At 27.3% G+C, this 13,208-nt stretch carries 12 protein-coding genes and 1 other RNA gene; 12 read left to right on the forward strand and 1 reads right to left on the reverse strand.

Annotated features, from left to right (window positions below; translation table 11 throughout):
• Positions 1 to 15 precede the first annotated feature (15 nt).
• From MTX53_RS05175 to MTX53_RS05215, 9 genes are all read left to right on the forward strand, one after another.
• Positions 16 to 783, forward strand: coding sequence for a DUF4931 domain-containing protein (locus tag MTX53_RS05175; RefSeq protein WP_244835191.1), 768 nt, complete (start codon positions 16 to 18; stop codon positions 781 to 783).
• Positions 784 to 881: 98 nt separating this feature from the next.
• Complete coding sequence (locus MTX53_RS05180) at positions 882 to 1,424, forward strand: ECF transporter S component (protein ID WP_244835463.1); 543 nt, start codon at positions 882 to 884, stop codon at positions 1,422 to 1,424.
• Between the two features lie 85 nt (positions 1,425 to 1,509).
• Positions 1,510 to 2,490 (forward strand): D-isomer specific 2-hydroxyacid dehydrogenase family protein, encoded by a 981-nt coding sequence (locus tag MTX53_RS05185; protein WP_244835192.1) that lies wholly within the window; start codon positions 1,510 to 1,512, stop codon positions 2,488 to 2,490.
• Positions 2,475 to 3,467 carry a DUF2232 domain-containing protein gene (locus MTX53_RS05190; protein WP_244835193.1) on the forward strand — a complete coding sequence of 331 codons (993 nt, stop codon included), beginning with the start codon at positions 2,475 to 2,477 and terminating at the stop codon, positions 3,465 to 3,467. Before MTX53_RS05185 ends, MTX53_RS05190 begins: the two co-directional genes overlap by 16 nt.
• Before the next feature lie 170 nt (positions 3,468 to 3,637).
• Entirely contained in the window at positions 3,638 to 4,357 is a 720-nt protein-coding gene (locus MTX53_RS05195; protein WP_244835194.1) for a class I SAM-dependent methyltransferase, read from the forward strand.
• Positions 4,344 to 5,132 (forward strand): Nif3-like dinuclear metal center hexameric protein, encoded by a 789-nt coding sequence (locus tag MTX53_RS05200; RefSeq protein WP_244835464.1) that lies wholly within the window; start codon positions 4,344 to 4,346, stop codon positions 5,130 to 5,132. Before MTX53_RS05195 ends, MTX53_RS05200 begins: the two co-directional genes overlap by 14 nt.
• A gap of 71 nt (positions 5,133 to 5,203) precedes the next feature.
• The gene (locus tag MTX53_RS05205) at positions 5,204 to 5,500 is read left to right on the forward strand and encodes a hypothetical protein (protein WP_244835195.1); all 297 of its coding nucleotides are present in this window, start codon (positions 5,204 to 5,206) and stop codon (positions 5,498 to 5,500) included.
• Between the two features lie 44 nt (positions 5,501 to 5,544).
• Positions 5,545 to 5,897, forward strand: an RNA gene (rnpB, locus tag MTX53_RS05210) — RNase P RNA component class A.
• Positions 5,898 to 6,098: 201 nt separating this feature from the next.
• On the forward strand, positions 6,099 to 6,518 hold the full coding sequence (locus MTX53_RS05215) for a hypothetical protein (protein WP_244835196.1): 420 nt from the start codon (positions 6,099 to 6,101) through the stop codon (positions 6,516 to 6,518).
• Here MTX53_RS05215 and MTX53_RS05220 read toward each other — a convergent pair.
• Positions 6,515 to 7,537 (reverse strand): galactose ABC transporter substrate-binding protein, encoded by a 1,023-nt coding sequence (locus MTX53_RS05220; protein WP_244835197.1) that lies wholly within the window; start codon positions 7,535 to 7,537, stop codon positions 6,515 to 6,517. The two genes, MTX53_RS05215 and MTX53_RS05220, sit on opposite strands and share 4 nt — an antisense overlap.
• Before the next feature lie 120 nt (positions 7,538 to 7,657).
• Between MTX53_RS05220 and MTX53_RS05225 the strand changes: the two genes are divergently transcribed.
• From MTX53_RS05225 to MTX53_RS05235, 3 genes are read left to right on the forward strand one after another with little or no spacing between them, the layout of a single operon-like run.
• Positions 7,658 to 9,535 (forward strand): S8 family peptidase, encoded by a 1,878-nt coding sequence (locus MTX53_RS05225; protein WP_244835198.1) that lies wholly within the window; start codon positions 7,658 to 7,660, stop codon positions 9,533 to 9,535.
• Positions 9,517 to 11,235: a S8 family peptidase gene (locus MTX53_RS05230; protein ID WP_244835199.1), complete on the forward strand. Its 1,719-nt coding sequence runs from the start codon at positions 9,517 to 9,519 to the stop codon at positions 11,233 to 11,235. Before MTX53_RS05225 ends, MTX53_RS05230 begins: the two co-directional genes overlap by 19 nt.
• 33 nt (positions 11,236 to 11,268) lie before the next feature.
• Positions 11,269 to 13,128 (forward strand): S8 family peptidase, encoded by a 1,860-nt coding sequence (locus MTX53_RS05235; protein WP_244835200.1) that lies wholly within the window; start codon positions 11,269 to 11,271, stop codon positions 13,126 to 13,128.
• Positions 13,129 to 13,208 lie beyond the last annotated feature (80 nt).

A 13,208-nucleotide genomic window follows, 5' to 3' on the forward strand; every position in this document is an offset into this window, starting at 1 on the left:
ATTGAGGGGAAGAATATGAAAACAGATAAATATCTTTTATTTTTAAGTAATATTGGGAAAAATAAGCCTAATACATTTATAAAGAAAGATGATGAGTGTCCATTTTGCCATAGAGAAAAATTAACCGATATAATTGAAGAAGAAGGTCCGTATCTGTTTCTTAAAAATAAATATCCAACTCTTAAAGATACAGATCAGTTTGTACTTGTTGAAACTTATGAATGTGGCTTTAACATGAATGAATATAGTGATACGTATTTAGAAGAATTATTTTCTTTTGGAATAAAATACTGGTTTAAATTAGAAAAATCAAATAAATATAGGTCTGTAATTTTTTATAAAAATTATGGACCTCAATCTGGAGGGAGTATTAAACATGCTCATATGCAGATAGTTGGACTTAAAAATATGGATTTTTATCAAAATATAGAAAAAGAAAATTTCTCAGGGGTTACTGTTATAGCAAAAGACGATTTTGAACTTAACATAAGTACATATCCGCTTAGTGGATTTAATGAATTTAATGTTATTATGAATGATAATCTTAAAGATTTAAGTATTTTCTCTAATAGCATATTAAAAGTTATTAAATTTATTTTAAATGATTATCTTGTAGTATGTAACAGTTATAATCTGTTCTTTTATCATTATGACAAGAAAGTAATATGTAAAATAAAACCAAGATTTGTTACATCTCCTCTTTTAATAGGATACTGCATTAATCAAAAACTAGATAATGCAGATAAAATAAGAAATAAACTAAAAGAAAAATATTTTAAATAATACCTCAATATGTATCGATACATTTGCAAAAGAAAAAACTGTGTTATATAGTAAATAGAAACATATAAAAATTAATGGGGGAATTATTTATGGATCAAATGGAAAATACTATGACACACACAAAAGAACTTGTACTTATGGGGCTTATGATTGCAATTATTTATGTTGCAGGAAGTATAATTAAAATACCATCAGTTGGTGGATTTGTTCATATAGGAGACTGCATGGTATTTTTATCAGTAGTGGTACTTGGAAAGAAAAAAGGTGCAGTTGCAAGTGCAATAGGTATGATGCTTGTTGATTTACTTGGAGGCTATTATTTTTGGGCACCATTTACTTTTGTAATAAAAGGAGTAATGGCATATATTTCAGGACTTTTACTAGAAGTGATTCCATTAAAAAAGACATATGCTAAATATATAATATCATTTATTGTAGGTGCTATTTTTATGGTTTTTGCTTATTTTTTAGCAGGCATAATTGTCTCTGGATTTTTAACACAGAAAGCTGGTTTACTTTCAGGAATTATTTTTGCATCTAAAGATATTATAGGAAATATAATACAATCTGGAACAGGAGTTGTTTTAGCGTTTTTACTTAGCGGTATAATTTTAAAAGCAAAATCATCATATTTTAATTAAAAAATTAATAAATTTTAAATTTTAATTTCTTGGTTTTATAAAGATGGTATAATAACTATTATGTTAAAATGAGAGGAGTTAAAATATGAAAATATTTGCATATAGTCACAGAAATGATGAAACTGAATATTTTAAGAAATTTAGTAAAAAATATAATATAGAGATAAATACAACAGATGAAGAGCCAACACTTAAAAATGTTTCTTTTGCTAAAGGATATGAATGTATAAGCGTTATAACTACTATAATTAATAAGGATCTTTTAGAGGAATTTAAAAGTATAGGGGTTAAATATATTTCAACACGTACAATAGGTTATGATCATATAGATATAAATTATGCAGAAGAATTAGGAATAAGTGTTGGAAATGTAACGTATTCACCTATAAGTGTGGCAGATTATACTATAATGCTCATACTTATGATTACGAGAAAAGCAAAGCTTATACTTGAGAGAAGTTCAGTACAAGATTATTCACTTGAAAAAGTTCAAGGAGTGGAACTCTCAAGGCTTACTATAGGAGTCATGGGAACTGGAAGGATAGGAAGAACAGTAATAAAGCATTTAAGTGGTTTTGGATGCAGAATTATTGCATATGATATTTATGAAAATGATGAAGTAAAAAAGTATGCAGAATATGTATCACTTAAAGAACTTTTTAAACAGAGTGATCTTATAACTCTTCATATGCCTGCAACAGATGAAAATTATCATATTATTAATAAAAAATCTCTTGATATTATGAAAGATAATGTATTTATAGTAAATACAGCAAGAGGTTCACTTATTGATACAGAGGATTTAATATCTTATATTGAAAAAGGGAAGGTTATAGGTGCAGGACTTGATGTAATAGAGCATGAACCAGGTCTTTACTATAATGATCTTAAAGGTCAGGTTATATCAAACAGACAGATGGCTATTTTAAAATCTTTCCCTAATGTTATAGTGACTCCGCATACAGCATTTTATACGAATCAAGCTGTAAGTGATATGGTTGAAAATTCTATAAAAAGCTGTATATTGTTTATGGAAGGTAAGGAAAATCCATGGCAGATAAAATGAATAAAAAGTTGAATTTAAAATATATGACAGAAGCTGCAGTATTATCTGCAGCTTCTGTTTGCTTGAATATTATGCTGATAGGATCAGGACTTGGATCATTTGGATACATAGATTTTATAATACCAATAATTACAGTGCTTATAATAATGAAGTGTGATATAAAGTATGCTTTATTATCATCTATAGTTACGCTTGTAACGACTATGATTACTATAGGAAACTTAGTTATTTTATTATATATTTTTCAGAGCATGATGATAGGCTTTATTATAGGAGTAGTTTTAAATATAAAAAAGAATTCTTTTTCTGATAATATACTTATAGCTTCATTTTTTTCATGTATGTTTATGATTATTTTTGATATAAATTTTTCTGGAATTTTAGGAGTAAGTATTTTACAGGAATCATCTGAAATTTTAAAAACTATTTCACTTGAGGGAGAGATAAAAGATGTTTTTTATTATTACACTATAATAAGTGTTCCTCTTGGAACCACAATAATTACATATGTAGTATCAGTCTTTTTAGGGAAAAAGCTTAATATTTTAAATGACAGAACTAAATGCGAGGTAAAAGAATTTTTAAGTTATAAAAAAACAATGCCATATATAGTATGCAGTTCTTTATATTTTAATGCTGCAGCTATTAGTATATTTATTTTTGATATATTAAACAGATTAAATATCAAAATAGAAAGACTTTTTTATTTAAATATTTTTATTACTAGTTTAAGGTATATACTTATTTTTATATTATTTGTTGACAGCATTAGAGTTATAATGATTTTTTTAAGAAAAAGATATAAAAGCAGGCTACTTTTAATACTTTTTGAGATATTAATATTTTATCTTGCATTTAGAAAGTTTACGATAAGTGTTTATATACTTATATTAACGAGTATAATAATAGATATGATATTTTCTATTAGACAAAAGAGTAGAAATTATATAGAATATATATTAAAAAATGATATATGATGCTAAGCATATTATTTTAAAAGAAGTGGAGCTTGCCACTAGAAGTTTAACGCTTCGTGACAGCCCCATTCTTTTGGTTAAATATATCGAATTTTAGGAGATACAAAGATTATGCATTATATATTATGTACATTTTAAAAAAATATATACAAAATGAGGAATGATTAAAGTTGAATTTAAGTAAAAGATTATTATGGATTGCAGATAAAATACAAAATGAGACTATAATAGATGTTGGAACAGACCATGGATATATTCCTATATATCTTTTAAAGAAAAATATTATAAAGCATGCTGTTGCATCAGATATAAATGAAGGACCACTTAAGAAAGCAAGAATAAATGCTTCTATTGAAGGTGTATCTGATAGAATTGATTTTAAACTTGGATCTGGGCTTGAAGTATTGGAGGATGATGAACCAGAATGTGCTTTGATTGCAGGAATGGGAGCGAATCTTATACGTGATATATTAGAAAATAATATAAGTAAAGTAAAAAAACTAAAGACTATTATCCTTCAACCAGCACAAAATCCAGAAGTATTAAGGGAACATTTATATAATAACTGTTATGAAATATTAGATGAAGATATATGTTTTGATGAAAATAAGTATTATGAACTTTTTGTAGTTAGATATGGGAAAAGAAATGGAGTAAAGCTTGAAGATATTTTTTATGAGATAAGTCCATTTCTTCTTAAAAACCATAAAGAGATTATGAAAGAATATCTTGATAAAAAGATTTTACATAATAAAAAAATAATTTCATATATAAAAGATGATACAATTTCAGCACAGGAAAGAAAAGTTTTATTAGAAAAGAAGAATGAAATAATAAGTGATATATTAAATAATTTAAAGAAGGATGATAATAATGATGGTATGTGTTAAGGATATAGTATCAGAAATTGAAAAAAGAGCTCCAAAATTTTTAATGGAGAGTTATGATAATGTAGGACTTGATATTGGAAGTATGGACAAAGAAGTAAAAAAAGTTTTATTAACACTTGATGTTACTAAAAAAGTTATTAATGAAGCTGTTATGAAAAATATTGATCTTATTGTTTCACATCATCCAATGTTTTTTAGAAAAGCTAGAAATATAAATATGGATTCCCTTCAAGGACAAAAGGTAATTGAGCTTATAAAAAATAACATATGTTCATACTCCTCTCATACCAATCTTGACTCGGCATATAATGGCGTAAATGATAATTTTGTAAAGGTATTAGATTTTGATTCTAAAAAAACATATATTATGGAAACAAACAAATTAGAAAATACAGGTATAGGAAGAATAATAGAACTTAATGATGAAATAACATTTAATGAAGCTATAGATAAAGTTAAAAAGAATATGAATATAAATCATATGAGAGTAATAAATTCAGGCAAAAAAATAAAAAAAATAGCATTAATAAATGGAAGTGGTCAAGATTTTTTTAGTAAGGCTTTACATGAAGGCTGTGATCTTATTATAACTGGAGATACAACATATCACTTCGTATTGGATTTTAAAGAACTTGGAGTAAGTATAATTGATGCAGGTCATTTTAATACAGAATGGAAAGCATTTTTAAAGACAATGGAATTTTTAAAGGACGAATTTAAAGATACTCAATTTATAGATTCTGAAGTGAATTTTGATCCATATGAATTTATTTAAAATGTTAACACTAATTAATTTATTTCTGTCATATATTATTAATAAAGTCTATAAAATAATGTGAAAAATATATGAAAGGAGTAAATGATGATTTGAAAAATGATTTGAAAAGTTTATATAAGCATATAAAAAGAAAAGTAAAACATTTTTTTGATAAACCATCAGGCAGAAATAATATGGGATATAATTCTATGATGAATAGAAGAAGAGGATTTTGTCCGTATGGAGCTGGACCATTTTTAAGGTTTCTTTTATGCCCTAAAATATGTGTGGGAATTCTTATTATTATTACATTATTATGTTGTGGAGTTGGGCTTTATGGCCTTATAATTATTTTTCTTCTATTTATAATTTTTATAATAATATAAAAATTATGTTGTGTAAATTTGAAAAGTGTGCTATTATAAAAAAGCGAGTGAAACGAGCAATCGCTGCCAGACATATAGATCTGGGAGAGGAAAGTCCGGGCTCCGTAGGGCAGGATGCTGGATAACGTCCAGTCAGGGTGACCTGAAGGAAAGTGCAACAGAGATATACCGCCTTATATTTTAAGGTAAGGGTGGAAAGGTGACGGTAAGAGCTCACCAGCGTAGTGGAGACATTACGGCTATGTAAACCCCATCTGGAGCAAGACCGAATAGAGAGGCATATAAAAGAAGCGGCCCGTTTCGCCTCTGGGTGCGTCGCTTGAACCTATCAGCAATGGTAGGTCTAGATAGATGATTGTTTTTGATACAGAACTCGGCTTATGGTTCATCTCGCATATATGAAAAACATCAGGTTAATATCTGATGTTTTTCTTTTTTTATATTATATTTTAAATAGTAAAGTGATTTTAGAGAAGCTTTTCTTAATTTATGAATTTGTATCAAAAAAATATATTTATTAATATAATATTTAGATAGAATGAATTACTGTCTATAGAAATTTGTATGAATAGAGCAATTATTTTTAGGGGAAATAATTTTGGATAAAGGAAAAGATTATTCTGAAGATGAAATTATAACAATAAAATTATTAATGGGACAAATTAAAAGCATTATAGGTTATACATATAGTCTCTATTATTTATATATATCTACAATTCAAAGCATTAAAATTGTACAAAATCATGGTGACAGAACTAATATGCCTAATCCAGATATTCCAGCATTACAATCTGAAATTTGCAGTCTTATGGCAAGAATAAATTTAATTAACTTAACTATAATGAACTACAATAGATTATATGAAAAATTTCAAAAAGGAGAAATAACTTATTCACTTGAGCCAAACAGAAAATTTATAATTTCTAATTTGCTAGGAATTATTGGAAATATATATTCGCTAACTGCTACTATAGAGGTATATAAGAGAAATATAGATTCACCTATTATTGGTGATTAATTCATTATATACTTTGTATAAGGTAAAAGAACACATACTCCTGTAGAATCAAATTTATATTTTGTATCTTTAAGAGGTTTATTTCCATATACTAAGTTTTTACCTATAGCAACCATTGCATTTGTTATTTCAGTAGTATCTTGTATTACTGTTCCAGTCATTAAGTTTTCTTCTACAAGTTTAATTGCTTCTTTAAGTCCATCTATTCCGACAACAATGATGTTATTAGAAGTTTGAGTTATATATCCATTTTCTTGAAGAGCTTCAACGCAACCGATAGCCATTTCATCATTATTACATATTACAGCTTCAATAGAATTTCCATATCCGTAAATTAATTTTTTTAATGTCTTTTTTGCAGTTTCTCTATCCCAATTGCAATATTCTGATGCAAGCTCATAAGTTTTAATATTACTTTCTTTTAAAAATTTTATTACATAATTGCTTCTGTTTTCTGTGTCTACATTATTTCGTTCGCCTTTAATCATAATGTATTGAAGAACGTTATCATTATTTTTATCTATTTTAAATTTATCTTTGTCCCATTTCTTTTTTATTATTTTCCCTTGAAGAATACCAACATCTATATTGTTACTGCCAACATATACTGATTTTCCATATGATTGAATAGCTGTTAGAGATTTTGGTTGCCTGTTAAAAACTACTACAGGAATATTTTTAAGCTTTATTTTTTCTATAACGCTATCTATATATGTTATGTCTACAATATTTAAAAAAATTATATCTGGCTTTTTTTTAAGAACTTCATTTAATTGATTATTTTGAATAGTTTGACTGTCGTGTGCATTAAAATATTCAAATGACATTTTATTATTTGGGTCTTCTTGAACTTTTTCAAGATTTTCTTTTAATGATTTTATATAATCGTCATCCGTATTATAAAATAAAACACTAGCATTAATAACATCATTTGCTTGCGCAGCATAAGAGAGTGTTACGTTACTTTCAATTAATATAATTAGGGATAATATAAATAAAAATTTTTTTGATATATTCATAATAAATCTCCTTAAAGCTATTTATTTGTTTAATTATATTATGAGTAAAAAATAAAAATTAATTCATCTTATCGTGATTAAATTAATATAATTATATGAACAAATTATAAAGGATTTTAAATGTCGAATAATGATTTATATTATAATCCATTATCAGAGAACTTTTTAATTGAATATCGTGGAAATTTTAAAGAAGAAATTGACAAAATTGATTACGCAGTTGGAGATGTAATAAATGAAACATTGGGAGTAGTTGCAATGTTTCCAGTGGATAGAGAGAGATTATTAAGGGATGTTCCTTCTATAATATACATAGATTATAGAATTATGGCAGTTTTGCAAGATATTTCACCAAGTTATGTAGATAATATAAATAATATTAAAATTAATCCGTATTTAAATCTTAATGGAAAAGATGTTACTGTTGGAATTGTTGATACGGGAATAGATTATTTAAATGAAGAATTTATAAATGAAGATAATACATCAAGAATATTAAAAATATGGGATCAGAGTTACGAAGATGAAACAACAGAAAAAATTCCTAATAAGCCATATATAGGAACTGTATATTCTAATGAACAGATAAATGAAGCGATTAAAGCAAAAGAAAATAATGAAGATCCATATAAAATAGTTCCATCAAAAGATGAACGAGATCATGGAACGAAGGTAGCAGGAATAATTGGTGCGCTTGGAAAGACAAATTATTTTCAAGGAATTGCAAATAGATGCAATTTTGTTGTTGTAAAACTTTTTGAATCAACAAATTTTAAAAGAAGTCTTGAGCAAAATCAAGTATACAATGTAGCAGTATATAATATCTCTGAAATAATAGCTGGATTAGAATTTATAAAGCAAGAATTTTTTAAGCTGAAAAGTAAAGCTATGGTTATATATATTGGAGTTGGAGCAACTACTGGAGGACATGATGGTGGAAGCTTAGTATCAAGATATGTAAATTCTTTAGGGATGACAAGAGGATTATGTTTAGTATCTGGAGTTGGAAACGAAGGTGATTCGCAAGGACATGTAGTCGGTTATATAAAATCATCAAAAGATTATTCTGTTGAAGAATTAAAAGTTCCAAGGGAGGTTAAATCACTTAAGATAAATATTTGGCTACAAAAACCAAATAAAGCATCTATTAATATAATTTCTCCTACTGATGAATCATCAAAAATAATTAAGCCTAAAATAAATAAAGTTCAAAATTATAAATTTGTGTTTACTGGAACAGAATTTACAGTATCTTATAGAACACCAGATCATTTTACTGGACATGATGTAATTCAAGTCGATTTTAGAGACTTAAAATCTGGCATATGGAAAATAATGCTTATAGGAGAATATATACTTAATGGGAGATATGATATTTGGCTCCCTCCACACAATGTTTTACCAAAAGATTTAATCTTTTTGTCTTCAACTTCAGAGAGTACAATTACAATACCATCTACAGCAAGTAATGTTATTTCTGTTGGCTATTTTGGAAGTGAAAATACAATAGTATCATCTTCAGGAAAAGGATTTAATACAAATGTAAATACTAATGCTATTGGTATAACACCATATATATCAACTATAGGTGAAAATATTTTAACAACAAAATCTTCAGGACAATTAAGCCTATTATCAGGAGGATCCGCAGCATCAGCAATTATAGCAGGTGCATGTGCACTTCTTTTGCAGTGGGGAATTGTAGAAGGTAATGATCCAACTATGTATTCTAAAAAGATAATTAGTTATTTGATGTACGGAGCTACAAGAAATGATATATATAAATATCCAAATAAAGAAATGGGGTATGGAGAATTTAATTTACTTGGAGTATTTAATATAATTGCAAAACTCTATAGAACAAGGGGTATAGATAGTATAGTTAAATCAAACGTATTAGATAATGAATTGGAGTATGATGAGTATTTTATAAATAATTTATTTATTAGGAGTCCTAAAAGGTTTATTGGAGGTTTTGTATGCAAAAAGAATCTGTAGATGGAAATATATTTAAGAATTTATCTTATTATCATTATCTTGTACAGTACATAGGAGATATTAAAGAAGAGTTTCTTAATCATCCTTTTTTTATTGTTACTGTACTTGATGATAACTTCGCAATTTTATCGATACCGAAAGATAAAATAGAGGTACTTGAAGAGGATTTAAAATCATCAACAATTGTTTATCTAAAATTACCTGAAATGTATACATTAGAACAAATATCTCCAGTTCAAGCGTCTCAGGTAGAGTTTCTTCAAATAGATCTTCCACTAAATTTAACTGGAGAAGGTGTAGATGTTGCAGTTATTGATACTGGAATAGATTATTTAAATGAAGAATTAATGGATTTAAATAATAATACACGAATAAATTTAATATGGGATCAAACTATTGATTCAAATAGTAATGATTATGATATAGATATACCATTTGGAAAGGTATTTACTAAGAATCAGATACAAGGAGCAATTGATGAATATAAGGCAGGAAGAGATCCATATAAGGTAGTAGATAGTAAAGATATTATTGGACATGGAACTGAAATGGCAGGACTTATAGGAGCCACTGGAAAAGATGAACAATTAAAAGGTATTGCGTCAAAGTGTAATTTCATATCAATAAAAATGATGGAGGATTATTCTTATAAAGCTTCATATGATATAAATATACCTGTTTATAATGTAACTGTTATTTATGCTGCATTACAGTTTTTATATAGATATTCATTAAAAACAAATAAACCCTTAGTTATATATATGCCATTTGGATCTAATTTAGGGAACCATAGAGGAAAAGGAGTATTAGATTATTATATAGATTTTATATCAATGAATGCAAAAATTGTTGTTGTAACATGTACTGGAAATGAAAGAATAACAGATTGTCATGCTTCAGGAAATATAACTGAAGAAGAGAAAATTAAAGTGGTTGAATTAGATGTGTCTCCTGGCGAAAAAAAATTATGGCTTGAAATTTGGGCAGATGCACCTAATATAATTTCTGCAGAAATTGTTTCGCCTTCTGGAGAAAATAGTGGAATTATTAACTCATTAATTAATGTTACAAATACGTATTCTTTTGTTTTTGAAAAAACAATAATGAAAGTGGCATATCACATTCCTGAGGAATTATCAGGCGATGAACTTATAAGAATTCAATTTTATGATTTGCAACCTGGAATATGGAAAATAAGATTATTTGGTAATCTAGTTTTAGATGGAAACTTTAATGTATGGATTTCTCAAACAGGTCTCACTAAGTTTGATACGCGTATTACTCCAGCGGATACGTATGGAACAATAGCTAATCCTGGAAATGCTGATTTCTCTGTTACAGTTGCAGGATATAATCAGAATAATAATAATATGGTAAATTATTCTGGAATGGCTTTTAGTAAGAATTATATAAATGCTATTGATGTTGCAGCAGGTGCGGTTAATGCTCTTACTATTGCTCCTTCAAATAAAAATGTTATTGTAAATGGTACATGCGTATCAGGCTGTATAGTTTCTGGAGCATGTGCAATGTTATTTGAATGGGGTGTACTTAAAAATAATGATCCATATATGTATTCAAAAACATTAAAAACATATTTAGCAAGAGGAGTTATGAGTAGAAATGGAGATATGTATCCGAATGCTCATTGGGGATATGGCATTTTAAATATATTAAATATGTTTAAAAATTTAATGTAATTTATTATTTTTTATTTTAAGAGGGTGATTATAGTGGCTGAAAATAATAAGATATTAGATAAGATTGATGCAGAAATTGGTCTACTTAGTAATGTACCTGATATATTATTAGATAAAATATTAAAGAAAATGAAAATTAATTCTGATAATGAAAAAATAGAAATTATTATAATGTATAGATATTCTGCACAGAGCATAAAAGTTTTAGTAGAAGAATTGGGCGGTAATTTTTTTGATTTGGATTTTAATTTTGCAATTGTAAATATACCTATAACAAAAATATTTGATCTTGCAAAAATTAATGAAATTCAGTATATGGAGCTTCCACAGAATTTATATGAGTCAAAAATTACTGAAGAAACAGATTTAAGGCAAAAAGAGGGTATCAGTGCAGAATATAATTTGACAGGAAAAGATGTTATTGTAGGATTTATTGATTCAGGGATAGATTATATGCATCCTGCTTTTATGGATAAGGAAGGAAATACCAGAATATTATATATTTATGATTTGACTAATAATGCAGTTTATTCTAAAAGCGATATAGATAAAGCAATAAAATCAGATGATCCTTCTGAAATTGTACCTGAAAACGATACGACAGGACATGGAACCCATGTTGCAGGTGAAGCATGTGCAGGAGGCAGTATACCAGATGAATATAAAGGTATATCAGAAGAAGCATATATAATAATGGTTAAATCTGGACGTGGAAATTGGGTGCTGGCTTCAAATATAATGAAAGGGCTTAAATTTCTAATAGATAAGAGTAAAGAAGTTAATATGCCAATAGTAGTAAATATAAGTCTAAGTACAAATAATGGTTTGCATAATGGATCAAGTCTCTTAGAACAATATATTAGTGCTATAGCAAATTTAGAGAGAGTTACTATAGTAGTGGCAGCTGGAAATGAAGGAGATGCTGGACATTATACATCAGGAATAATAAAAAATACTCAAGTAAGAAGTTTTAATATTTCAAGTGATGAAAATTTAATATCAATTAATATGTATAAATCTGTACTTCCAAATGCATCGATAAATATAATTGGACCAGGTGGTCAAAAAAGCGGGTTCATAAATATAAGTCAAGGATATTATAGTGGTAATATAAGTAGTGATAGATATAGTATTTTTATATCAGGACCAAAACCATTTAACCTAGTAAGTCAGATTCAAATAATGCTTACTCCAATAGTATCTGATTATTTGGTCAAAGGAACTTGGAAAATAGAAGTTAAATCAGATGGTAGAGACACTGGAGTATTTTATATATGGCTTCCAGTACTGGAAGGAATAAATCCTAAAACAAGATTTTTAGATCCTGTTCAGACAAATACTTTGGGAATACCAGCTACAGTTGAAAATGTAATTTCAGTTGGAAGTTATAATTCCTTAACAAATACATTATCTACGTTTACTGGAAGGGGAAGAGAAAGTTTAGATTTGAGTTTGATAAAACCTGATATAGTAGCTCCAGGTGAGAATATTATTGGACCTCTAAATGGGGGTGGATACGGGAAAAAGACAGGGACTTCTATGGCAGCAGCACAAGTTTCAGGAATTTGTGGTTTATTTTCTCAGTGGGGAATAGTAGATAAAAATGATTTATATTTATATGGTCAAAGACTAAAATATTATTTGGCAATTGGTGCAAATAGAGATAGAGCGAATATCATTTATCCTAATGTATCATGGGGATATGGTGCTATATGTGCATTATCAAGCTTTAGAATTTTATTAGATGATCAGTTAAAAAATATTAGAAGCATCTCGGAATCAACTAATATAAAATATGTTAACTTTAAAGATATAAGAAATTATACAAAAAAAATTAAGAAATTAGAAATACAAAAAGAAGGATTCTTTTACAGATTTCCTCGTTATTTTTGATAAAATACAATTTTATTGCATAAAAAAGGATATAAATGAATTTATTTGTTTTAATCATTTATTTATGTTATTATATAATT

This window comes from Clostridium sp. BJN0001 (assembly GCF_022869825.1).
Classification (GTDB): domain Bacteria; phylum Bacillota; class Clostridia; order Clostridiales; family Clostridiaceae; genus Clostridium.

Coding starts and splice junctions, on each gene's coding strand:
- MTX53_RS05175 (WP_244835191.1), top strand. CDS start 16: ATGAAAACAGATAAATATCTTTTATTTTTAAGTAATATTGGGAAAAAT.
- MTX53_RS05180 (WP_244835463.1), top strand. CDS start 882: ATGGAAAATACTATGACACACACAAAAGAACTTGTACTTATGGGGCTT.
- MTX53_RS05185 (WP_244835192.1), top strand. CDS start 1,510: ATGAAAATATTTGCATATAGTCACAGAAATGATGAAACTGAATATTTT.
- MTX53_RS05190 (WP_244835193.1), top strand. CDS start 2,475: ATGGCAGATAAAATGAATAAAAAGTTGAATTTAAAATATATGACAGAA.
- MTX53_RS05200 (WP_244835464.1), top strand. CDS start 4,344: ATGGTATGTGTTAAGGATATAGTATCAGAAATTGAAAAAAGAGCTCCA.
- MTX53_RS05205 (WP_244835195.1), top strand. CDS start 5,204: ATGAAAGGAGTAAATGATGATTTGAAAAATGATTTGAAAAGTTTATAT.
- MTX53_RS05220 (WP_244835197.1), bottom strand. CDS start 7,537: ATGAATATATCAAAAAAATTTTTATTTATATTATCCCTAATTATATTA.
- MTX53_RS05225 (WP_244835198.1), top strand. CDS start 7,658: ATGTCGAATAATGATTTATATTATAATCCATTATCAGAGAACTTTTTA.
- MTX53_RS05230 (WP_244835199.1), top strand. CDS start 9,517: ATGCAAAAAGAATCTGTAGATGGAAATATATTTAAGAATTTATCTTAT.